Here is a 22,114-nt window from a genome sequence, read left to right as displayed (position 1 = left end):
TCGTCCGCTTGCGCCCCGATGGTGAAACAGGTAGACACAGCGGACTTAAAATCCGCCGCTTGCTGCATAAGCGGCGTGCCGGTTCGATTCCGGCTCGGGGCACCACATCGATGTGGACGGTTCATGGAGTTTGCATGTCAGCCATAAAAATTGTCCCCCTAGGCCAAAGCGGCCTACAAGTGCCCGCCATCGGCTTGGGCACCATGACCTTTGGCGAGCAAGTCGGCTCGGCCGAGGCCTTTGCCATCATGGACCGGTCGCTCGAGCGCGGGGTCAGCTTCTTTGACACCGCCGAGATGTACTCGGTGCCACCGCGTGCCGAAACCTTTGGCGCCACCGAGCGCATCATCGGCCAGTGGCTGGCGGCGCGCCCCGGGGTGCGCCAGCGCCTGCTGTTGGCCACCAAAGTGGCCGGGCCCTCGCGCGGCATGAACTGGATTCGGGGCGAGCACACCGGGCTCACGGCGCCCGAAATCGTGGCCGCCTGCGAAGGCAGCCTGCGCCGCCTGGGCACCGATGTCATCGACCTCTATCAGATCCACTGGCCGGCGCGCAACGTGCCGATGTTTGGCACGCTCTACTACGAGCCGGCCCGGGATCGGCCCTGTCCCTCGATCTTGGAGCAGTTGCAGGCGCTGGCGCAACTGGTGCAGCAGGGCAAGGTGCGCGCCATCGGCTTGTCCAACGAAACCCCTTATGGCGTGCACGAATTCGTGCGCCTGGCCGAGCAGCACGGCCTGCCGCGTGTGGCGAGCGTGCAAAACGCCTATTGCCTGATCAACCGCAGCGTGGAAAACGGGCTGGATGAAACCCTGCACCGGCTCGGGGTCGGTTTGCTGGCGTATTCGCCACTGGGCTTTGGCCTGCTCACCGGCAAGTACGACGCCAGTGGCTTCGAGGGTGCCGACCCTTCGGTGGGCCGCATGGCGCGCTTTGCCAGCATGCGCCAGCAGCGCTGGGGCCGCGCGGCCGCGCTGGATGCGGCGCGGCGCTACAACGCGCTGGCGCGCGAACACGGCCTCGACCCAAGCCAAATGGCGCTGGCCTTTTGCTACACCAAGTGGCAGGTGGCCAGCACCTTGATCGGGGTCACGTCGGTGGCGCAGCTCGATGCCTGCCTCGATGCTTGGGACACGCAGTTGCCGGCGCCCTTGTTGGCGGCGATCGACGCCGTGCGCGCGCAGATGCGCGACCCGGCGCAGTAAAGCGCTTTGTTTGTGGATACTCCCATAATGACCGATTGGCTCTGGTTGCCGGCGCTCGTGCTGGCCTATTTGATGGGCTCATTGTCTTTTGCCGTGCTGGTGAGCCGGCTCATGGGCTTGAATGACCCGCGCAGCTACGGCAGCCAAAACCCGGGGGCCACCAACGTGCTGCGCTCGGGCAACAAGGTGGCCGCAGCCCTGACGCTGTTGCTGGACGCCTTCAAGGGCTGGTTGCCGGTGTGGCTGGTGTTGCAGTGGGGGCCGCAGCTCGGCTTGGGCTGGAACACCGTGGCGCTGGTGGGTTTGGCGGCTTTCCTTGGGCACCTGTATCCGGTTTTTTTGCGTTTTCAGGGTGGCAAAGGCGTGGCCACCGCCGCTGGGGTGCTGCTGGCTTTCGAGCCGTGGCTGGGGTTGGCGGTGTTGGGGGCGTGGGTGCTCACGCTGGTGGGGCTGCGTTACTCGTCGTTGGCGGCCATCGTGGCGGCGTTGACGGCGCCGCTGCTGTACTGGCTGGGCGATGACACCTTGTGGCAGGTGCAGCCGGCCGTGGGCATTGCCATCACCGCCATGAGTGCGCTGCTGCTGTGGCGCCACTCGGGCAACATCCAGCGCCTGTTGGCGGGGCAAGAGAGCAAGGTCGGCGGCAAAAAAACCTAAGTAGGCTCTGCAAAACCCGCTGCTGCGCCCCCTAGTGCGCCAGCGCGATGCGCGACAGGTGCAGCAGCCGGGCGTGGTTGAGCCGCACCCGCACCGTTTGCGTCACCAAAGCGGCAGCAATGCCGCAGCCATCGAGGCGGGTGTCGATGAGCGTGGGCTCGGCCAACGTTGTTCCGGCGGCATCGAGCACGCGCGCGACCCAAGGTGCGTCGGGCCGATCGGTGCGGCGCAGCACCACGGCGGTGGATTCGTCTTCGAGGCGCACGAAGCTGCCGGGCGGGCAAATGCCGACCGTGCGCAGCAGGGCGTGGCCGATGGCGTTGACCGCGCCCTGAGAGTGGGCGACGACAGCCTGCCGACCCGAATCGGTGACGCAGCGCCCGGCACGGGTTTCACGCGGGCTGATCTGTGCCGCGTAGCGGTCCACCGCTTGCAGCAAGCGGGTTGGTGTGTCGAGATCGTCTTGGGGTTCGTGGTGCAGCTCCACCGTGTGCAACCAGTCGGCGTCGGTGACCCCCAGTTCGCGCAACCACTGGGCGCTGCGGGCGGCGTGGGTTTCGATGGCGGCGCGCTGCTCGGCGCTGGGTTCGTGGGGCTGCTCGGCCAAGGTGTTTTGCAACTGCGTCATGGCGATGTTCATCGTCAGGGCGGCGTGCGCCAGGCTGAGCTGCTGCGGGGGCGAGCAATCGAGGCTGGGGGCCACCAGGCGGGACAGGGCCCAGCACACCAGCGCGTGCGAGCTGCTGTAGCCGATGCTGGTGCTGGCGGCGAGTTGCAGCAGCCAGTACAGGCTGGCATCGGGGTCGAGCTGCAACAGGCCATGCGCCTGCTGTTGCAGCGTCTGCAAGCGGGTGCAGAAGTTGCTGTCGGCGTGTGGGTGCAGCAGCAGACGCGCCAGATCGCTTTCGAGGTCGGACCAGCGCTGCGTCCAATCGCGCATCAGTGCGTAGGCGGGGTCGGGCGCAGCGGCAAAGGTCATGGGGCTGAAACCGGTTGGGGTAGAAGGTGGCAACGGTTCAGATGAAGGGGCGGTGCAGCCGGAATCTGGCCAAGTAGGGCGACGACTTTCAGTCGCGAAAATTGTTAAACGACACAGGCAAATCGGGCAGGGCCTGGCGGATCAGGGCCATGCCGGCCTGCAAGTCGTCGCGCTTGGCGCCACTGACGCGCACCGCCTCGCCTTGGATGGCGGCCTGCAGTTTGAGCTTGCTGCCCTTGATGGCTTGCTGGATTTTTTTGCCGTCTTCGCTGGCAATGCCTTCGCGCACCTTGAGGACTTGGCGCACCTTGTCGCCACCGATTTTTTCGATTTTACCGGCATCGAGGAAGCGCACATCGACGCTGCGCTTGCTCAGCTTGGCGCGCAGGATGTCGTCGATTTGGCTGATCTGGAAATCGCTGTCGGCGGTCAGGAAAATTTCCTTGTCTTTGAGCTCGACGGCGGCGGCGCTGCCCTTGAAGTCAAAGCGGGTGCCAATTTCTTTGCTGGTTTGCTCGAGCGCGTTTTTTATTTCAACCAGATTGGGTTCGAGTACGGTGTCGAAGGAGGGCATGGGCGGGCGTTTCGGTGCAGGAATGCGACAATCCCCACATGTTAGTCGAGAAAAGCGTGGCCTTGCAGCCCTACAACACATTTGGCATCGCGGCACGGGCGCAGCGCCTGCTGCGGGTGCGCAAGGCCGACTTGCTGCCCGACCTGATCGGTCAGCCCGGCTGGCGCCCCGATCGCGTGTGCGTGCTCGGTGGCGGCAGCAACATCGTGCTCACGGGCGATGTCGACCGCTTGGTGCTGAAGGTCGAAATTTTGGGGCAGCGCTTGCTGCGCGAAACCGAGGCCGGCTATTTGGTGGAGGCTGAAGCGGGTGAGGACTGGCACGATTTCGTCACCTGGACGCTGGACCGCGGCTGGCCGGGGCTGGAGAACCTGGCGCTGATTCCCGGCAGCGTGGGCGCAGCGCCGGTGCAAAACATCGGCGCCTACGGGCTGGAGCTGCAAGACCGCTTTCATTCGCTCGATGCGGTCGATCTGCACAGCGGGCAGGTGTTCAGCCTCGATGCGGCGCAGTGCGGCTTTGGCTACCGCGACTCGGTGTTCAAGCACGAACGCGCCGGCGCGCAGGGCTATGGGCTGGCCGGGCGGGCGCTGATCACACGCGTGCGCTTTTGGTTGCCCCGGCGCTGGCAGCCGGTGCTGGGCTATTTGGAGCTGGAGCGCAAAGCGGCCGAGGCGGGCTTGGCGCAGCCCACGGCGCGGCAGATTTTTGATTGGGTGTGCCAAATCCGGCGCGCCAAGCTGCCCGATCCGGCCGAAATCGGCAACGTGGGCAGTTTTTTCAAAAACCCGCTGGTCAGCCCCGAGCAGTGCGCCGACATCATCGCGCGCGACCCGGCCGTGGTGCACTATCCGCTGCCCGATGGGCGCATTAAGCTCGCGGCGGGTTGGCTGATCGAGGCCTGCGGCTGGAAGGGTAAAACCATGGGGCATGCCGGGGTTTATGAAAAGCAGGCGCTGGTGTTGGTCAACCGCAGCGACGTCCAGCACCCGTGCAGCGGCGCCGAGGTGATGACGCTGGCCGCCGCCATCCAGACCAGCGTCTATGAGCGCTTTGGCATTCGGCTGGAAATCGAACCGGTGCTGTGGTGAACCACGCCAAAGCGCCACTTGACCCGAACCCGGTGCTGCGCCCCGGCGTGCGCCGCCGCGAGGCCTTGGGCTGGGCCATGTTCGATTTTGCCAATTCGGGCTACACCACGGTGGTGATCACGGCCATTTACGGGGCCTATTTCGTCTCGGTCGTGGCCGGGGGCACCACCTGGGCCACGCTGGCTTGGACCGCGGCCTTGGCCTTTTCCAACCTGCTGGTGCTGCTCAGCGCCCCGGTGCTGGGGGCTTGGGCGGATGTGCACGCGGGCAAGAAGCGGCTGGCGGCGCTCACCACCATCGGCTGCGTGCTGACCACGGCGGCGCTGGGCTGGATCGGGCCGGGCAGTGTGGTGCTGGCCTTGGCGCTGCTGGTGCTGTCGAATGCGTTTTTTAGTTCCGGCGGCAATCTGGTGGCGGCCTTCTTGCCCGAGCTGGCGCGGCCGCAGCGCCTGGGCACGCTGTCGGGCTGGGGCTGGGGCCTGGGCTACATCGGCGGCTTGTTGTGCCTGGCGCTGTGTCTGGCCTACATCCATTGGGCGCAGGCGCGCGGGCACACGGCCTCCGAGTTCGTGCCGGTTACGCTGTTCATCACGGCGGCGCTGTTTGCGCTCACGGCCTTGCCGTTTTTCATCTGGGTGCGCGAGCGCGCGCTGCCGCAGCCCAAGTCTGGGGTCTCGGCCTGGGCGCAGGTGGCCAAAACGTGGCGCGAGTCGGCCCGTTTCCAAGACATGCGCCGCTTCCTGATTTGCATCGTGTTTTACCAGGCCGGCATCATGACCGTGATCGCCCTGGCGGCCATCTACGCCCAGGAGGTGATGGGTTTTGACACCGCGCAGACGGTCATGATGATTTTTGTCGTCAACATCACCGCCGCCATCGGGGCGCTGGGTTTTGGCTATCTGCAAGACCGCATCGGGCCGGTGCGCGGCATTGCGCTCACGCTGCTGGGCTGGATCGCCATGGTGCTGGTGGCCTGGTCGAGCGAGACCGCGGCCAGCTTTTGGCTTGCGGCCAATCTGGCCGGGCTGTGCCTAGGGGCGAGCCAGTCGGCCGGTCGCGCGCTGGTGGGCTACTTGGCGCCCGATGCCCAGCGCGCCGAGTTCTTCGGGCTCTGGGGCTTGGCGGTGATGCTGGCTTCCATCGTCGGCCCGCTCACCTACGGGCTGGTGACCTGGCTCACCGGCGGCGACCACCGCACCGCCATGCTCGTCACCGGGCTGTATTTTGTGATTGGGCTGGTGCTGCTGCGCGGGGTGAATGCCGAGCGCGGCTACCGTGCGGCGCAGACGGTGCGGTGAAGGTGCGCGCGCTCGTGGTTGGCCAAGGGCGGCTTCAAGCCAGCCGTGACAACGCTGCTGATTCGGCCTCGGCTTCGGTTTCAGCCTCTTCATCGGTTTCGGTGCCCTTGTCTAGGCGCTCCATGTTGTCGAGCAACTTGATGAGGTAGTGCGCCGTGTGCACCAGATCGGTCATGGCAAAACCGTCGAGCGCATCGGCGTAAAAGCGGTGGATTTTCGGCAACGCCAATGCGCGCCAGACTTGCTCACCCTCCTCGGTCATGCGGACCAGCCGGGAGCGGCGGTCGCGCGGATCCGGGTCCACCCGAATGCGGCCGTCGCGTTCCATGCGGCCGATCACCCCGGTCAGGTTTTGCCGGCTCACCAGCAGGTAGCGGGCCAAGTCGCCTACGCTCATGCCATTGCTGGCTTTGCTGCGGGTCAAGGCGCCCAGCACCGCCCACTGCTGTGTGGTCAGGCCCTCGCTTTCCACGGCCTTGGTGCCCGTTTTGTGCATTAGGTTGGCGCATTGGTAGAGCTTGAAAAACAAGCGGTTGGCAATTTCCATGCGCGCGCCTTGGGTGCGGCTTTCTGACTCTGACATGGGACGGGCTCCAATCCAAGACAATGGGGATAATGTAACAATGTATTGCCTTACAGGCCGATGTCCGGCCCCTGCAACAAATAGGGCACAGGCTCAACCCCGGAGGCGGCAACGATGAAAGCGGTTTACCTCACAGGACACGGTGGCAACGAAGTGGTGGCGGTGGGCGACAGGCCCATGCCCGAGCGCCAGCCGGGCGAGGTGCGGGTGCGCATGCACGCCGCCACGCTCAACCGGGTGGATCTGTACATGCGCAACAGCGGGGCAGGCATCACCCACCGCCTGCCCCAGATCATGGGGCTAGACGGGGCTGGTGTGGTGGACGCTGTGGATGTCGACGACCCTTGCCTGCGGCCCGGCCAGCCGGTGGTGTTGCACGCCGGCTTGGCCTGCGGGCGGTGCGAGTTTTGCCAGCGCGGCGAAGGCGTGCTGTGCACCCGCCTGCAACTGCTGGGCGAGCACCGCGACGGCACGTTTGCCGAATGGGTCACCGTGCCAGCGCAGAATGCCTTTCCCATGCCCGCCGGATTGAGCTTGGTACAAGCCGCCGCCTTGGGCGTAAACCACCTTACGGCGTGGCGCATGCTGTTTACCAAGGGCCGTCTGCAACCGTGGGAAACCGTGCTGGTGTTCGGTATAGGCGGCGGCGTTTCGCTGGCCGCGCTGCAACTGGCCAAGCAGGTGGGCGCGCGGGTGATCGTGACCTCGCGCGATGCCGACAAGCTCGAACGTGCGCGGGCCTTGGGGGCCGATGGCGTGATCGACGGCAGCCGGGAAGACATTGCGAAAGCGGCGCTGGCCCTGACCGGTGGGCGCGGCGTGGACATGGTGATAGAAAACGTGGGCGAAGCCGTGTGGTCGGCGGCCCTGAAGTCGCTGGTGCGCGGCGGCCGCCTGGTGACCTGCGGCGCCACCAGCGGCGACCAGCCCCCGGCCGATTTGCGGCGACTGTTCATCCGCCAGTTGCAGGTGATCGGCTCGACCTACGGCGATCTGAAGGAGTTCGCGGACCTGCTGCAGTTTGTCGGCCGCACAGGCCTCAAACCCGTGATCGACAGCGAGTTCGGCATGGACGACGTGCACGCAGCCTTGGATCGGCTGGACTCGGGCCGCCAGTTTGGCAAAGTGGCCTTGCGCATTTCGTCCGACTGAAGCGGGTCCATCTGTGAGCTGGGGGTGTCAAGCCGAGGGAAACGCCGGCCTCAAACCCCGCCGGCCCAGGCTCTGGCTTTTTCGATCACAAAGTCGATCAGCGTGCGCGCGGCCAGGGTCTGGTAGCGGTCGGGCATGCGCAGCAGGTACAGCCGGGTGCCGAAAATGCTCAGACGCCAGTCGTCGAGGGCCTGAACCACGCGACCGGCGGCCAAGTCTTGTGCCACCACGTAGTCGGGCACCAGCCCGACCCCCAAGCCGGCCAGGATGGCCTCGTGCAGAAACTGGAAGTTTTCCGAGGCCAGCGTGGGGCTCAGGGTGACTTCGTGGCGCTGCACGCCTTGGTAGGCCGACACGCGCAAGGAGCGCCCGACCACCATGGACGTGATGATGGGCACTTGCGCCAAGTCCTGCACGGTCTGCGGCATGGGGTGTTGCGCCGCGTAGGCCGAAGAGGCGCAGGCGATGTGGCGCATCCGGCTCAGTTCGCGCGCCACCAGATGGGGCGGGGGCTCTGACAGCACCCGTATCGCCAGGTCCACCTCGTCGCGCAGCAGATCGTCCACCCGGTTGTCGAAAATCAGCTCCAGGCTGATGCTCGGGTGCCGGTGCTTGAACTCGATCAGCCAGCCCGACATGACCAGTTGCCCAAAGCCGGTGGGCACGGCCAGGCGCACCGATCCGTGCAGGCCCTCGCGCAGGCTGGCCACCGACTCCTGTGCCGCCAGCAGTTCGTCGCGCAGCGTGCGGCCATGTTGGTACAGCTTGAGGCCGGCCTCGGTCGGGTCGATCCGGCGCGTGGTGCGTCGCACCAGTTGCATGCCCAGGCTGCGCTCCAGTTGCGTGAGGTGGTAGCTGATGTTGGCCCGGCTCATCTTGCGCTTGCGTGCGGCCTGGCTCAGGTTGCCCGCGTCCAAGATGTCAACCAGCAGCAGCAGGGAGTTTGCGTCCATGGCGTTTGTTTGTTAAAAATTTTTATACAGTCTGTCAATTTTCATTCGTATTGTCAAACACGGCCTGCTGAAAAATAATCGGGTTTTGCCGTTTTAGGGGAAGCATCTTGAATTCTTACGCCATGCAGGGCGATGTGGCGGTGGTCAGCCTGTCCCATCCACCGGTGAACAGCCTCAGCCTCGTGCTGCGCCGCTTCATCGTGCAGGCGCTGGACGCAGCCGAGTCCGACCCGGCCGTGCGCGGCATCGTGCTCGCGGGCAGCGACCGGGCCTTTTCGGCCGGTGCCGATGTGGCCGAACTGGGCACGCCGGCCCAGTCGGCGGAACCCATCTTGCCCACCGTGCTGGCGCGCGTGGCGGCTTGCCGCAAGCCGGTGCTGGCCGCTTTGAGTGGTGTGGCGCTGGGCGGCGGGTTGGAGCTGGCCATGAGCTGCCACGGCCGCGTGGCCCTGGCCAGCGCGCTCGTGGGCCTGCCCGAGATCCACCTCGGGCTGATCCCCGGCTCTACCGGCACGCAGTTGCTGCCGCGCTTGGTGGGCGTGCCCCGGGCGCTGGGCCTGATGCTCAACGGCCAGCCGCAAAGCGCCCAAGCCTGGGCCGACAGCGGCCTGTTCGACCTCGTGGTGGCCGATGATGTGCTGGCAGCGGCTTGCGCGCTGGCCCGCCAGTGGGCCGAAGCCGGTGCCTTGCCAGTGGGCGCTCGCGAGCGCACGCTGGATGCCGCCGCCGTGGCCGAGCAGGTGGCTGCCGAGCGCGCCAGGCTCAGCGCGCGCCAGCGCCTGCAACCCGCCTATGGCGCACTCATGGACGCGGTGGCCGGCTGCGCGCTGCCCTTTGCCGAAGGCGCCCAGCGCGAGCGCGAGCTGTTTTTGCAACTGGTGCCCAGCCATGCCGCACAGGCGCTGCGCCACCAGTTCAAGGCCGAACGCGAGGCCAGCAAGCTGCCGCCCGAGGTGCAGGCCCAGCCGCGCCCGGTGCAAACGGTGGCCGTGATCGGCGCCGGCACCATGGGCACGGGGATTGCCATCTGTGCGCTCGACGCCGGCCTAAACGTGCTGCTGCTGGAGCAGAACCACGAGGCCCTGGCCCGTGGCCAGCAGCGCGTGACCGAGCACTACAGCGGCCGCGTGGCCGCTGGCAAGATGAAGCCTGCCGTGGCCGATGCCGCCCAGGCCCGCCTGACCGCCAGCATCGACTGGCCCTTGCTGGAGCGCGCCGACGTGGTGATCGAGGCTGTTTTTGAGGACCTGTCGGTCAAGCTTGCGGTGTTCCAGCAGATCGACACTCACGCCCGAGCCGGTGCCGTGCTCGCCACCAACACCTCCTACCTGGACGTGGACGCCATCGCCAACGCCACGCGCCGCCCGCAAGACGTGCTGGGCCTGCACTTTTTCAGCCCCGCCAACGTGATGAAGCTGTTGGAGGTGGTGCGCGGCGCACACACCGCCCCCGACGCACTGGCCACCGGCATGGCGCTGGGCAAGGCGCTCAAAAAACTGCCCGTGCTGTGCGGCAACGCCTTTGGCTTCATTGGCAACCGCATCTACAACGCCTACCGCAAGCAGTGCGAGTTCATGCTGGAAGATGGCGCCTGGCCCGAGGACGTGGACCACGCCCTGACCGGCATGGGCTTTGCCATGGGCCCATTTGCCGTGGCCGACCTGTCGGGCCTGGACATCGCCTGGCACATGCGCCAAGCCCAGGCCGCCACGCGCGACCCGCGCGAGCGCTACGTCGGCATTCTCGACCGGCTCTGTGAGCAGGGCCGCCTGGGCCGCAAGACCGGCGCCGGCTACTACACCTACACCGACGGCAAACAGGCCCCAAGCACCGATGCCACCGTGCGCGGCCTCATCGAGCAAGTCCGTGCGGCGCGCGGCATCACCGGTCAGCCGCCCAGCGCGGAGCAGATCCGCCGCCAAGCCCTATTGGCCATGGTGAACGAGGCCGCGCTGCTGCTGGCCGAGGGCGTGGCCGCCCGCGCCAGCGACATCGACGTGGTGCTGGTGCAGGGCTACGGCTTCCCGCGCTGGGAGGGCGGGCCCGTGTTTTGGGCCCGCCAGCAGGAGCGCGCCGCGCTCGAGCGCGACCTGCAAGCCCTGGCGCAATCGGTCGGCTTTGGCTTTAGGCTGGGCCAGCTCGACCCCTTGCTTGCGTGATGCACCCCAGCGCGCAGCAATTCGGCAAGCTGAGATCACGCTGCGCTGGCCCCGTTAACCCTTTAGTTGCACCAACCCCCACCCGGAGACCCCCATGAACCAAGCCTTTATCTGCGACGCCATCCGCACCCCCTTTGGCCGCTACGGCGGTGCGCTCTCCAGCGTGCGCACCGACGACCTCGGTGCCATCCCCTTGAAGGCGCTGATGGCGCGCAACCCGCAAGTGGACTGGGCCGCCGTGGCCGACGTGATTTACGGCTGCGCCAACCAAGCCGGCGAAGACAACCGCAACGTGGCCCACATGAGCAGCCTGCTGGCCGGCCTGCCGCTGCAAGTGCCCGGCGTCACCGTCAACCGCCTGTGCGGCTCCGGCCTAGACGCCATCGGCACCGCCGCGCGCGCCATCAAGGCCGGCGAAGCGGGTCTGATGATCGCGGGCGGTGTGGAGAGCATGAGCCGCGCGCCCTTCGTCATGCCAAAGGCCGAGTCGGCCTTTAGCCGCAACCAAGCGGTGTACGACACCACCATCGGCTGGCGCTTCATCAACCCGCTCATGAAAGCGCAGTACGGCGTCGATTCCATGCCCGAAACGGCGGAAAACGTTGCCACCGATTTCAAGATCGAGCGCCAAGCGCAGGACCGCATGGCCCTCAACAGCCAGATGCGCGCCGTGGCCGCCATCGAGGCCGGCCACTTGGCGCGCGAGATCTGCCCCGTCACCCTGCCACAAAAGAAGGGCGATCCGGTGCGGGTCAGCGCCGACGAACACCCGCGCAAGACCAGCTTGGAAGCGCTGGCCCAGCTCAAGGGCGTGGTGCGACCCGACGGCACGGTAACCGCTGGCAACGCCAGCGGCGTCAACGACGGCGCCTGTGCGCTGATTTTGGCCGACGAGGCAACTGCCGCCAAAAACGGCCTAATCCCAAAGGCCCGCGTGGTGGGCATGGCCACGGCCGGCGTGGCGCCGCGCATCATGGGCATCGGCCCGGTGCCCGCCACCCAGAAGGTGCTGGTGCAAACCGGCCTGACGCTGGCGCAGATGGACGTGATCGAGTTGAACGAGGCGTTTGCCGCCCAGGGCCTGGCCGTGCTGCGCCTGCTCGGCCTACACGACGACGATGCCCGCGTCAACGCCTGGGGCGGCGCGATTGCCCTGGGCCACCCGCTGGGCGCCAGCGGTGCCCGCTTGGCCACCACCGCCATCAACCGCCTGCACCACAGCGGCGGCCGCTACGCGCTGTGCACAATGTGCATCGGTGTCGGCCAAGGCATTGCGCTGGTGCTCGAGCGTGTTTGAATCAACAACTGGTCATCGGTCGCGAACTGATGCGCCGCAACTAAATCCACAGGAGTACACCATGACTGCTACACACAACCGCTTCGACTGGTCCGATCCGCTGGCCCTGAGTGCCCAGCTCAGCGCCGATGAGTGCGCGATCCGCGACGCCGCCTACGCCTACTGCCAAGAGCGGCTGGCCCCGCGCGTGGTCGAGGCGTTTCGCCACGAGCAGACCGATCCGGCAATCTTTAGAGAAATGGGCGAGCTGGGCCTGCTGGGGCCCACCATTCCCGAAGCCTACGGCGGTGCCGGGCTGAATTACGTGGCTTACGGCCTGATCGCGCGCGAAGTGGAGCGCGTCGATTCGGGCTACCGCTCGATGATGAGCGTGCAGTCGTCGCTGGTGATGGTGCCGATCTGCGAATTTGGCAGCGAGGCCATGAAGCAAAAGTACCTGCCCAAGCTCGCCTCGGGCGCGTGGATAGGCTGCTTTGGCCTCACCGAGCCCAACCACGGCTCCGACCCCGGCAGCATGGTCACCCGCGCCAAGGCGGTGCCGGGCGGTTACTCGATCAGCGGTGCCAAGACGTGGATCAGCAACAGCCCAATCGCCGATGTGTTCGTGGTCTGGGCCAAGGACGATGCAGGCGCCATCCGCGGCTTTGTGCTGGAGAAGGGCTGGAAAGGCCTGAGCGCACCGGCCATCCACGGCAAGGTGGGCTTGCGTGCCTCGATCACCGGTGAAATCGTGATGGATGAGGTGTTTTGCCCCGAAGAAAACGCCTTTGCCGAGGTGCGCGGCCTCAAGGGTCCGTTCACCTGCCTAAACAGCGCCCGTTACGGCATTGCCTGGGGTGCGCTGGGTGCGGCCGAAGACTGCTACGCACGCGCCCGCCAGTACGTGCTCGACCGCAAGCAGTTTGGTCGCCCGCTGGCGGCCAATCAGCTCATTCAGAAAAAGCTGGCCGATATGCTGACCGACATCAGTCTGGGCCTGCAGGGTTGTCTGGCACTGGGCCGCATGAAAGATGCCGGCACCGCGTCGGTGGACGTGACCTCCATGCTCAAGCGCAACAGCTGCGGCAAGGCTCTCGACATTGCCCGCACCGCACGCGACATGATGGGCGGCAACGGCATCAGCGACGAATACGGCGTCGCTCGCCACTTGGTGAACCTAGAGGTCGTCAACACCTACGAGGGCACGCACGACATTCACGCCCTCATCCTCGGCCGGGCCATCACCGGCATTGCGGCCTTTGCCAACTGAGCCGGCCTGGCGCCGCGCGCCGCCCCCACCGGGTGACTTCAGCGCCCCAAGCGCAAAAAATCCGCCCCCTGGCCCAGCGCCAGCAAGCCGCTGTCGGCGTAGATGCCGAGCTTGGCGCGGGTGTCGGAGATGTCGAGGTTGCGCAGCGTCAACTGGCCGATGCGGTCGGCCGGGCTGAACGGGGCGTCTTCCACTTTTTCCATGCTCAGGCGCTCGGGCGCGTAGCTCAGGTTGTGGCTTTCGGTGTCGAGGATGGAGTAGTCGTTGCCGCGGCGCAGCTCCAGCGTGACGCTGCCGCTGATCGGGCGCGCCACCCAGCGCTGCGCCGCCTCGCGCAGCATGATCGCCTGCGGGTCAAACCAGCGCCCTTGGTAGAGCAGGCGGCCGAGCTTGCGCCCGTTGTCGCGGTACTGCTCGATCGTGTCTTCGTTGTGGATGCCGCTGAGCAAGCGCTCGTAGGCGATGAACAGCAGCGCCATGCCGGGGGCTTCGTAAATGCCGCGGCTCTTGGCTTCGATGATGCGGTTTTCGATCTGGTCGCTCATGCCCAGCCCGTGGCGCCCGCCAATGGCGTTGGCCTGCTCGAACAGCGCCACCAGCGAGTCGAAGCGCTGGCCGTTGAGGGCCACCGGCACCCCTTCTTCGAAAGTCACGCTGACTTCTTCGGCCTTGACGGCGCAGTCTTCGCGCCAAAACGGCACGCCCATGATCGGGTTCACGATCCGTATGCCTGAGCTGAGCTGCTCCAAGTCTTTGGCCTCGTGCGTGGCACCGAGCAGGTTGCTGTCGGTGCTGTAGGCTTTTTCTACGCTCATTTTGTAGTCGAAGCCGTGCGCGATCAGGAACTCGCTCATTTCGGTGCGGCCACCGAGCTCGTCGATGAAGCGCTGGTCCAGCCAGGGTTTGTAGATTTTGAGCGCCGGGTTGGTGAGCAGGCCGTAGCGGTAGAAGCGCTCGATGTCGTTGCCCTTGAAGGTGCTGCCGTCGCCCCAGATGTGCACCTCGTCGGCCTTCATGGCGGCCACCAGCAGGGTGCCGGTGACGGCGCGCCCGAGCGGCGTGGTGTTGAAGTAGGTGTTGCCGGCGGTGCTGATGTGAAAGGCCCCGGCTTGCAGCGCCGCCAGCCCTTCGGCCACGAGCTGGGCGCGGCAGTCGATCAGGCGCGCTGCCTGGGCCCCGTAGGCCAGCGCCTTGCGCGGAATGGCCTCGTAGTCGCTTTCGTCGGGCTGGCCGAGGTGGGCGGTGTAGGCGTAGGGCAGGGCGCCTTTGAGCTGCATCCAGAGCAGCGCGGCGGAGGTGTCGAGTCCGCCCGAAAAGGCGATGCCGACCTTCTGGCCGACGGGCAGGGATTGCAGGATGGTGGGCATGGTGCGCTCAGGCAAAGTGGCAGATGTAGTGGTAGGGCTGGCCGCTGACGCGAATCTGGAAGCTCGATTGCGCCGGCACCGCGAAGCGCTCCCCGGCTTGGGACGGCAGCCAGGTGCTGCTGCCCGCCAGCAGGTACTCGCAGGCGCCGCCCACGCATTCCATGACTTCGGCCGCGCCGGTGTTGAAAGTGAGGGTGGCGGGCAGGATCACGCCGATCGATTTTTTGCTGCCATCGGGCAGCGTGAGGCTGTGGCTGATGCACTTGCCGTCGAAATAGACGTTGGCCTGGGTTTGGACGGTCACGCCGTCGAGTTGGGTGGTGCTCATGGGGTACGGGGTGGTTGGGCTGTTGGGGGTTGCCAGAGCACGGATCGATCCGAAGGGGCTGCTGGAACCTCTGCGCGTGTGGTTGATTCTAGTGGAGCAAGGGCGGGTGCTTTGCGGTGCGTGGCCGCAGCGCGCCTTGCGCGACAATCTCCTCCATCGTGTGGCCTTAGCCCCAGCGCCATGCCCCTTGACCCTTTGCACACCCGTCACCCATGATCGACCCCCACCACAGCCCCGCCGGCCCGCTGCCCCAAACCCTCGAAGGCTGGCTGGCCCACAGCGAGCGCCTGCACCCCAAGGGCATTGAAATGGGCTTGGAGCGCGTGCGCACCGTGATGCAGCGCATGAACGGTGGGCGCGGCATCGTGCCGCCGTGCCCGCTCATCACGGTGGCGGGCACCAACGGCAAGGGCTCGACCTGCGCCATGCTGGAATCGATCTACCGCCATGCCGGCTACCGCACCGGGCTCTACACCTCGCCGCACCTGGTGCGCTTCGAGGAGCGCGCCCAGGTGCGCGGCGAGCCGGTGGCGGCGGCGGCGCTGGCGGCGGCGTTTGCCGAAGTCGAGCGCGCGCGCTTGGGGCGCGGCGGGCAGCCCGAGGTATCACTCACCTACTTCGAGTTCAGCACGCTGGCCATCGTGCAGACGCTGGTGGCGGCGCAGCCCGAGGTGCTGGTGCTCGAAATTGGCATGGGCGGGCGGCTGGATGCGGTCAATCTGTGGGATGCCGACTGCGCCATCATCACCAGCATCGACCTCGACCACATGGAGTTTCTGGGCCCCAACCGCGAAGCCATCGGGATCGAAAAAGCCGGCGTGATGCGCAGCGGCCGCCCGGTGGTGGTCAGCGACCCGCTGCCGCCGCAGAGCGTGCTGGCGCGCGCGCAGGAGATTGGGGCCGAGCCGTGCCGGATCGGGGTCGATTTTCAGTTCAGCGGCGACCGCCAGCAGTGGAACTGGAGCGGGCGCAGCAAGCGCTACAGCGGGCTGGCCTATCCGGCGCTGCGCGGCGCCAACCAGTTGCAAAACGCGGCCGGGGCGCTGGCAGCGATCGAGGCCCTGCATTTGCGCCTGCCGGTCACGGCGCAGGCGGTGCGCAACGGGCTGGCGCTGGTGCAGTGGCCGGGGCGCTTCCAGATCGTGCCGGGGCAGCCCACGCTGGTGCTGGATGTGGCGCACAACCCGCATTCGGTGGCGGCGCTGGTGCAAAACCTCGACGCCCAAGGCTACTTCCCGCGCACCCACGCGGTGTTTGGGGCCATGGCCGACAAAGACCTCGCCCCCATGCTGGAGCGCGCCGGCGCGCTGGTGGACGGCTGGTATTTCACCGACTTGCCCGGCGCGCGCGCCGCCAAGGCGGTCGATTTGCTGGCGCAGTGGCAAGCGCTGCCGCAGCGCCCGGGCGGCAGCGCCAGCACCCATGCGGATGCGTTGGCGGCCTTGGCGGCGGCGCACGCGGCCGCCGACCCGGCTGATAGAATCGTGGTCTTCGGGTCTTTCCTCACGGTGGGGGCAGTGCTGGAGCACGGTGTGCCGCGTTTGGCGGCCCCACACCTGCCGACTTGAACGGTAGACCAGCCATTTCTTCGGGCCGGCTGGGCGCGATGGAACCCGATTTTTTGCAACCCACGGTGTAACAGCGGCCCATGTTCAAACTGCGTTCAGGCGGCAGCGGTGCCAACGCCCCGGCCCCGCCGACCACCATCGAAACCTTGCGTCGGCGTTCGCGCCAGCGCCTGATCGGGGCCACCATTTTGGTGCTGGCGGGGGTGATCGGCTTGCCCCTGCTGTTCGATACCCAGCCGCGCCCGGTGCCGGTGGACATCGCCATCGAAATCCCGGATCGGCAGCTGGGGGCGCCTTTGCCCGTGCAGCCGCCTGCTCCTGCCCCCGTGGTTGCACCGGCTGAGCCCCCTACGCCTGCAGCGCCTGCAGCGCCTGCAGCCCCCGCTGCGGCGGCGCCCAGTCCTGCCACGCCAGCGGCGGCGCCTGCACCAGCGGCCCCTGTCCGTCCAGCCGCTCCGGCTGCCCCCTCCGCCCCTCCCGTGCCAGCGGCACCGGCTACCCCTGCCGCGCCAGCGCCCACCGATGCCTCCCGTGCCCAAGCCATCCTGGAGGGGCGCAGCCCAGCGGCGGCGCAGCGGCTGGTGGTGCAAGTCGGTGCCTTCGAAGACCCGGCCCGCGTGCGCGAGGTGCGCCAGCGGCTGGAGCGGGCTGGCCTAGTCACCTACACCCAGGTGGCCCAAACTTCCGACGGCCCGCGCACCCGCGTGCGGCTGGGGCCCTTCGATAGCCGCGCCGAGGCCGAACGCGCTGCCGAGCGGGTGCGCCAGCTTGGCTTGCCCGCTTCCATCCTCGTGCTATGAGCGATGGCCGCAGTCGATATTTTTTTGCTGCTGCTGCTGCTGGCTTCGTTGCTGATCGGGGCTTGGCGCGGGCTGGTGTACGAGGTGTTGTCGCTCGCGGCTTGGGTGGCGGCCTTCATTCTGGCGCAGTGGTGGGCCGACGAGGCCGCCGCTTGGTTGCCGCTGGCCGAGCTCGACCCGCCCTTGCCCTTTGCGATCGGATTTGCGCTGGTGTTTATCGCCACCGTGTTTGTCGGCGGGTTGTTGGCGTGGCTGATCAAGAAAGGCGTCGAGCAGGTGGGCTTGCGCCCGATCGACCGCACGCTGGGGGCCGCCTTTGGCCTGCTGCGCGGCCTGGTGATTTTGCTGGCCTTCACCCTTTTGCTGCACCTGACCCCGCTGCACCAGCACCCCGAATGGCAGCAGTCGGTTGGGGCCGCTGGGCTCTACGACGGCTTGGCTGCGCTCGAAGGCCTGATGCCAGCTTGGTTGGCAGCCCATTTCCCTTGATAAAAACAGGACTCGTCGTATGTGTGGAATCGTAGGCGTTGCCAGCACGGCACCAGTCAATCAGTTGCTCTATGACGCCTTGCTGCTGCTGCAGCATCGCGGCCAAGATGCCGCCGGCATCGTCACCGAGCAGGGGCGCAAGTTCTTCATGCACAAGGCCAAGGGCATGGTGCGCGATGTGTTTCGCACGCGCAACATGCGCGCCCTGCCGGGCAACCACGGTGTGGGGCAGGTGCGCTACCCCACGGCGGGCAACGCCTACAGCGAGGAAGAAGCGCAGCCCTTCTACGTCAACGCGCCCTTTGGAATCGTGATGGCGCACAACGGCAACCTGACCAACGCGCAGGCGCTGCGGGCCGACATGGTCGAGCGCAACCACCGCCACATCAACACCGACAGCGACTCCGAGGTGCTGCTCAACGTGCTGGCGCACGAGATCGGTCGCGCCGGGCAGCACGGTGCCTGGAGCACCGAGGCCCTGTTCGAGGCGGTGGCCGCCACGCACCTGCGCTTGCAGGGCTCGTACGCGGTGGTCGCGCTCATTGCTGGGCACGGCCTGCTGGCCTTTCGCGACCCCTTTGGCATCCGGCCGCTGTGCATCGGGCGCGGCAAAGACGGCACCATCATGGTGGCCAGCGAGTCGGTGGCGCTCGAAGGCACCGGGCACGATTTTTTGCGCGACATCGCGCCCGGCGAGGCGGTGTTCATCGGTTCCGATGGCCAGATCCAGTCGCGCCAGTGCGCCGCCCAGCCGCGCCACTACCCCTGCGTGTTCGAGTACGTCTATCTGGCCCGGCCCGACTCCACGCTCGACGGCATCTCGGTCTATCAGGCGCGGCTCAATATGGGCCACACGCTGGCCGAGCGCCTGCGCCTGCTGGTGCCGCTGGACGAGATTGATGTGGTGATCCCGATCCCCGAATCGAGCCGGCCGGCGGCAACCCAGTTGGCGCAGTTGCTCGACAAACCCTACCGCGAAGGTTTCGTGAAAAACCGCTACGTCGGGCGCACCTTCATCATGCCAGGGCAGGCGGTGCGCAAAAAATCGGTGCGGCAAAAGCTCAACGTGATCGGCAGCGAGTTCAAGGGCCGGCGCGTGCTGCTGGTCGATGACTCGATCGTGCGCGGCACCACCAGCCGCGAAATCGTGCAGATGGCGCGCGAAGCCGGTGCCACCAAGGTCTATATGGCCAGCGCCGCGCCGCCGGTGATGTACCCCAACGTGTATGGCATCGACATGCCCACGCGCGACGAGCTGGTGGCCTGCGGGCGCACGCTCGAAGAAGTGCGCCAGAGCATAGGCTGCGACGCCCTGATCTACCAGAGCGTGGAAGACATGAAGCGCGCCGTTGGTTCGCTCAACCCGGCGCTCGATGGCTTTGAGGCCTCCTGCTTCGACGGCGTCTATGTTACGGGCGACATCAGCAGCGCAGACGTTGGCCGCCTGCACGCGCAGCGCAGCGGTGCCGAAGAAGACGATGCCTGCAGCTCGCGGCTGGCGCTGCCCAATTCCACCGACGCCTAAAGGCCCCAACGCGCAAACGCGCAAACGCCCAAACGCCTAGTGAGCCACCCCATGAGCCGCCCCACGACCGACCCATCCCCACCCGCTGCCCTGCACCGCGACACGCTGGCGCTGCGCACGGCGGTCGAGCGCAGCCAGCATGGCGAGCACTCGGAAGCGCTGTATTTGAGCAGCGGCTTCGTGCAGCCCAGCGCCGCCGCCGCCGCGCGCCGCTTTGCCGGCGAGGAGGAGGGCTACACCTACGGCCGCAGCGGCAACCCGACCGTGACCAGCTTCGAGCAGCGCTTGGCCGCGCTCGAAGGCAGCCAAGCCGCGCTGGCCACCGCCTCCGGCATGGCCGCCTTCACACTGGTCTGCTTTGCCTTGCTCAAGGCGGGCGACCACGTGGTCTATTCGCAGTCCATGTTTGGCTCCACCCTCAAGCTGATCGGGGCCGAGTTTGCGCGCTTTGGCGTGGCCTCCACCTGCGTGCCGCAAACCGATCTGGCGGCCTGGCGCCAAGCCATGCGGCCCGAAACCCGGCTGCTGCTGGCCGAAACCCCCACCAACCCGCTCACCGAGGTGTGCGACATCGCCGCCCTGGCCGAGCTGGCGCACAAGGCCGGTGCCTGGCTGGCGGTGGACAACTGCCTGGCCACCCCGGCGCTGCAGCGCCCGCTCGAATTCGGGGCCGACCTCGTGCTGCACTCGGGCACCAAGTACCTCGACGGCCAAGGCCGAGTCATGGCCGGTGCGGTTTGCGCCAGCGCCGAGCTGATCCACCAGCGCCTGCTGCCGGTGCAAAAAAACACCGGCATGGTGCTGTCGCCCTTCAACGCTTGGGTGGTGCTCAAGGGCCTGGAAACCCTGAGCCTGCGCCTGCGCGCACAAAGCGCGCAAGCGCTGGCGCTGGCGCAGTGGCTGCAAACGCACCCTGCCGTGGCGCGGGTGCATTATCCGGGTCTGCCCACGCACCCGCAGCACGCCTTGGCCATGCGCCAGATGGACGGCTGCGGCGGCGCGGTGCTCTCATTCGAACTGCATGCCAGCAGCGCCGAGCAAGCGCGCGCGCGCGCCTTCCACGTGCTCGACGCCTTGCAAGTGCTCTCGCTGTGCACCAACCTGGGCGACACCAAAACCCTGTGCGCGCACCCGGCCAGCACCTCGCACGGCAAGCTCAGCGAAGCGCAGCGCCAGGCCGCTGGCATAGGTCAAGGGCTGATCCGTGTCGCCGTGGGCCTAGAGCATATGCCCGACATCGAGGCCGATTTGTTGCGCGGCCTCGACACCCTCGATGCCCTCTGATGCCCTCTGATGCCGTCCTCACCCCCTGACACATCCCCCGCCGCCGACCCCATGACCACCCCCGACACCGAGCAGCGCGGCACCCCGCCCCGCATCCGCACCCGCTTTGCCCCATCGCCCACCGGCTTCATCCACCTAGGCAACATCCGCTCCGCCATCTACCCTTGGGCCTTTGCCCGTGCCCAAGGGGGCGATTTCATCCTGCGCATCGAAGACACCGACCAAGAGCGCTCCACCCAAGCCGCAGTCGATGTGATCTTGCAAGGCATGGCTTGGCTCGGGCTGGACTTCGACGAAGGCCCCTACTACCAGATGCAGCGCATGGCGCGCTACCAAGCGGTGCTGGCCCAGATGCTGGAGCGCGGCTTGGCCTACCCCTGCTACATGAGCGTGGCCGATCTCGACGCGCTGCGCGAGCGCCAGCAGGCCAACAAGGAAAAGCCGCGCTACGACGGCACCTGGCGGCCCGAGCCGGGCAAGGCTTTGCCGCCCATACCTGAGGGCGTGCAGCCGGTGCTGCGCTTCAAAAACCCGCAAGGCGGCGTGGTGGCTTGGGACGACAAGGTCAAGGGCCGCATCGAGATCGCCAACGCCGAGCTCGACGACCTCGTGCTTGCCCGCCCGGCCCCGGCCAGCCAAGCGGGTGAGGAGGGCGCAGCGGGTGAGGAGGGCGAGGCGGCCAGCGGGCGCATCGGCGTGCCGACCTACAACTTTTGCGTGGTCGTCGATGACATCGACATGCGCATCACGCACGTGATACGCGGCGACGACCACATCAACAACACCCCGCGCCAGATCAACATCCTGCGCGCCCTCGGGCACCAGCCGCCGGTCTATGCGCACCTGCCCACCGTGCTCAACGAGCAGGGCGAGAAGATGAGCAAGCGCAACGGCGCCAAACCGGTGACGCAGTACCGCGACGAAGGCTACCTGCCCGATGCCCTGCTCAACTACCTGGCGCGCTTGGGCTGGAGCCACGGCGACGACGAAATTTTTAGCCGCCAGCAGTTTTTGCAGTGGTTCGACCTCGAGCACCTCGGGCGCAGCGCGGCGCAGTTCGACGAAGCCAAGCTGCGCTGGGTCAACGCCCAGCACCTCAAGGCCCTGCCGGAGGCCGAACTGGCCCCGCTGGTGGCCGAGCAACTGGCGCGGCGCGGCTTGCAGGCCGACGAGCGCCTGCCCACCATCTGCGCCCTGTTCAAAGACCGCTGCGACACCACCGTGGCGCTGGCCGACTGGGCCGCCCTGTTTTACCGCGACGCCGAGGTGCCGGCCGCTGCCTTGGCCGAGCACGGCGTGGCGGCGCAGCGGCCGGCGCTGGCGGCACTGGCCCAAGCGCTGGCGCAGTGCGAATGGAGTCGCCCCGGCATCGCGGCCGCACTTAAAGCCGTGCTTGCCGCCCAGGGCCTGAAAATGCCGCAACTGGCCGTGCCGGTGCGGGTTTTGCTCATGGGCACCCCCAACACGCCTTCGCTCGATGCCGTGCTGGCCTTGCAGCCGCGCGAAAAAGTTTTGCGTGCCTTGCAAAGGGCCTAAAACCTGTCTATAATTCGAGT

The 22,114-nt window shown here is 67.0% G+C and carries 20 protein-coding genes and 1 tRNA gene; 15 read left to right on the top strand and 6 right to left on the bottom strand.

Annotated elements, in window-relative coordinates; genetic code table 11:
* The first annotated feature begins 12 nt into the window (after window positions 1-12).
* The 3 genes from SRAA_RS07490 to plsY all read left to right on the top strand — a co-directional run bounded on the left by SRAA_RS07490 (window position 13) and on the right by plsY (window position 1,862).
* Window positions 13-105: transfer RNA gene (locus SRAA_RS07490), tRNA-Leu, on the top strand.
* Between the two features lie 29 nt (window positions 106-134).
* Window positions 135-1,205, top strand: a complete 1,071-nt coding sequence (locus tag SRAA_RS07485; RefSeq protein WP_045531836.1) for an aldo/keto reductase — start codon at window positions 135-137, stop codon at window positions 1,203-1,205.
* 27 nt (window positions 1,206-1,232) lie between these two features.
* Window positions 1,233-1,862, top strand: coding sequence for a glycerol-3-phosphate 1-O-acyltransferase PlsY (plsY, locus tag SRAA_RS07480; protein ID WP_045531835.1), 630 nt, complete (start codon window positions 1,233-1,235; stop codon window positions 1,860-1,862).
* Between the two features lie 31 nt (window positions 1,863-1,893).
* Here the strand turns inward: plsY and SRAA_RS07475 are convergent, their stop codons facing one another.
* Window positions 1,894-2,841, bottom strand: a complete 948-nt coding sequence (locus SRAA_RS07475; protein ID WP_045531834.1) for an HD-GYP domain-containing protein — start codon at window positions 2,839-2,841, stop codon at window positions 1,894-1,896.
* 88 nt (window positions 2,842-2,929) lie between these two features.
* Window positions 2,930-3,415 carry a YajQ family cyclic di-GMP-binding protein gene (locus tag SRAA_RS07470; protein ID WP_045531833.1) on the bottom strand — a complete coding sequence of 162 codons (486 nt, stop codon included), beginning with the start codon at window positions 3,413-3,415 and terminating at the stop codon, window positions 2,930-2,932.
* A 38-nt stretch (window positions 3,416-3,453) separates the two neighbouring features.
* On the opposite strand from SRAA_RS07470, the gene murB reads away from it, so the two are divergent.
* Window positions 3,454-4,506, top strand: coding sequence for a UDP-N-acetylmuramate dehydrogenase (gene murB / locus SRAA_RS07465; protein ID WP_045531832.1), 1,053 nt, complete (start codon window positions 3,454-3,456; stop codon window positions 4,504-4,506).
* Entirely contained in the window at window positions 4,503-5,804 is a 1,302-nt protein-coding gene (locus SRAA_RS07460) for an MFS transporter (RefSeq protein ID WP_231849269.1), read from the top strand. Before murB ends, SRAA_RS07460 begins: the two co-directional genes overlap by 4 nt.
* A gap of 34 nt (window positions 5,805-5,838) precedes the next feature.
* On the opposite strand, the gene SRAA_RS07455 is transcribed toward SRAA_RS07460, so the two are convergent.
* Window positions 5,839-6,387 carry a MarR family winged helix-turn-helix transcriptional regulator gene (locus SRAA_RS07455; RefSeq protein ID WP_045531831.1) on the bottom strand — a complete coding sequence of 183 codons (549 nt, stop codon included), beginning with the start codon at window positions 6,385-6,387 and terminating at the stop codon, window positions 5,839-5,841.
* A gap of 114 nt (window positions 6,388-6,501) precedes the next feature.
* Between SRAA_RS07455 and SRAA_RS07450 the strand changes: the two genes are divergently transcribed.
* On the top strand, window positions 6,502-7,539 hold the full coding sequence (locus SRAA_RS07450; protein WP_045531830.1) for a zinc-binding dehydrogenase: 1,038 nt from the start codon (window positions 6,502-6,504) through the stop codon (window positions 7,537-7,539).
* Between the two features lie 50 nt (window positions 7,540-7,589).
* Here the strand turns inward: SRAA_RS07450 and SRAA_RS07445 are convergent, their stop codons facing one another.
* On the bottom strand, window positions 7,590-8,492 hold the full coding sequence (locus tag SRAA_RS07445; protein ID WP_045531829.1) for a LysR family transcriptional regulator: 903 nt from the start codon (window positions 8,490-8,492) through the stop codon (window positions 7,590-7,592).
* A 107-nt stretch (window positions 8,493-8,599) separates the two neighbouring features.
* Here SRAA_RS07445 and SRAA_RS07440 point away from each other — a divergent pair, with 107 nt between their 5' ends.
* The 3 genes from SRAA_RS07440 to SRAA_RS07430 all read left to right on the top strand — a co-directional run bounded on the left by SRAA_RS07440 (window position 8,600) and on the right by SRAA_RS07430 (window position 13,197).
* Window positions 8,600-10,651 (top strand): 3-hydroxyacyl-CoA dehydrogenase NAD-binding domain-containing protein, encoded by a 2,052-nt coding sequence (locus tag SRAA_RS07440; RefSeq protein WP_338056357.1) that lies wholly within the window; start codon window positions 8,600-8,602, stop codon window positions 10,649-10,651.
* 94 nt (window positions 10,652-10,745) lie between these two features.
* The gene (pcaF, locus tag SRAA_RS07435; protein WP_045531827.1) at window positions 10,746-11,948 is read left to right on the top strand and encodes a 3-oxoadipyl-CoA thiolase; all 1,203 of its coding nucleotides are present in this window, start codon (window positions 10,746-10,748) and stop codon (window positions 11,946-11,948) included.
* Window positions 11,949-12,009: 61 nt separating this feature from the next.
* Entirely contained in the window at window positions 12,010-13,197 is a 1,188-nt protein-coding gene (locus tag SRAA_RS07430; RefSeq protein WP_045531825.1) for an acyl-CoA dehydrogenase, read from the top strand.
* A 38-nt stretch (window positions 13,198-13,235) separates the two neighbouring features.
* Here SRAA_RS07430 and argG read toward each other — a convergent pair whose 3' ends face one another.
* Window positions 13,236-14,564: an argininosuccinate synthase gene (gene argG, locus SRAA_RS07425; RefSeq protein ID WP_045531823.1), complete on the bottom strand. Its 1,329-nt coding sequence runs from the start codon at window positions 14,562-14,564 to the stop codon at window positions 13,236-13,238.
* Between the two features lie 7 nt (window positions 14,565-14,571).
* On the bottom strand, window positions 14,572-14,892 hold the full coding sequence (gene ppnP, locus SRAA_RS07420) for a pyrimidine/purine nucleoside phosphorylase (RefSeq protein WP_045531821.1): 321 nt from the start codon (window positions 14,890-14,892) through the stop codon (window positions 14,572-14,574).
* Window positions 14,893-15,104: 212 nt separating this feature from the next.
* Between ppnP and folC the strand changes: the two genes are divergently transcribed.
* From folC to gltX, 6 genes are all read left to right on the top strand, one after another.
* The gene (gene folC / locus SRAA_RS07415; RefSeq protein ID WP_045531819.1) at window positions 15,105-16,460 is read left to right on the top strand and encodes a bifunctional tetrahydrofolate synthase/dihydrofolate synthase; all 1,356 of its coding nucleotides are present in this window, start codon (window positions 15,105-15,107) and stop codon (window positions 16,458-16,460) included.
* Between the two features lie 80 nt (window positions 16,461-16,540).
* Complete coding sequence (locus tag SRAA_RS07410; RefSeq protein WP_045531817.1) at window positions 16,541-17,260, top strand: SPOR domain-containing protein; 720 nt, start codon at window positions 16,541-16,543, stop codon at window positions 17,258-17,260.
* Between the two features lie 3 nt (window positions 17,261-17,263).
* Complete coding sequence (locus SRAA_RS07405) at window positions 17,264-17,749, top strand: CvpA family protein (RefSeq protein ID WP_045531815.1); 486 nt, start codon at window positions 17,264-17,266, stop codon at window positions 17,747-17,749.
* Window positions 17,750-17,768: 19 nt separating this feature from the next.
* Window positions 17,769-19,274 carry an amidophosphoribosyltransferase gene (purF, locus tag SRAA_RS07400; protein ID WP_045531814.1) on the top strand — a complete coding sequence of 502 codons (1,506 nt, stop codon included), beginning with the start codon at window positions 17,769-17,771 and terminating at the stop codon, window positions 19,272-19,274.
* A gap of 51 nt (window positions 19,275-19,325) precedes the next feature.
* Complete coding sequence (locus SRAA_RS07395) at window positions 19,326-20,558, top strand: O-succinylhomoserine sulfhydrylase (RefSeq protein ID WP_045531812.1); 1,233 nt, start codon at window positions 19,326-19,328, stop codon at window positions 20,556-20,558.
* A 51-nt stretch (window positions 20,559-20,609) separates the two neighbouring features.
* On the top strand, window positions 20,610-22,094 hold the full coding sequence (gltX, locus tag SRAA_RS07390) for a glutamate--tRNA ligase (RefSeq protein ID WP_045531810.1): 1,485 nt from the start codon (window positions 20,610-20,612) through the stop codon (window positions 22,092-22,094).
* Window positions 22,095-22,114: the final 20 nt, after the last annotated feature.

Origin of the sequence: Serpentinimonas raichei (assembly GCF_000828895.1) — a bacterium.
In the GTDB taxonomy this organism is placed as follows: domain Bacteria; phylum Pseudomonadota; class Gammaproteobacteria; order Burkholderiales; family Burkholderiaceae_C; genus Serpentinimonas; species Serpentinimonas raichei.
The sequence above is the reverse complement of the archived record's forward strand: the minus strand, read 5'-3'. Positions and strand labels throughout refer to the sequence as shown.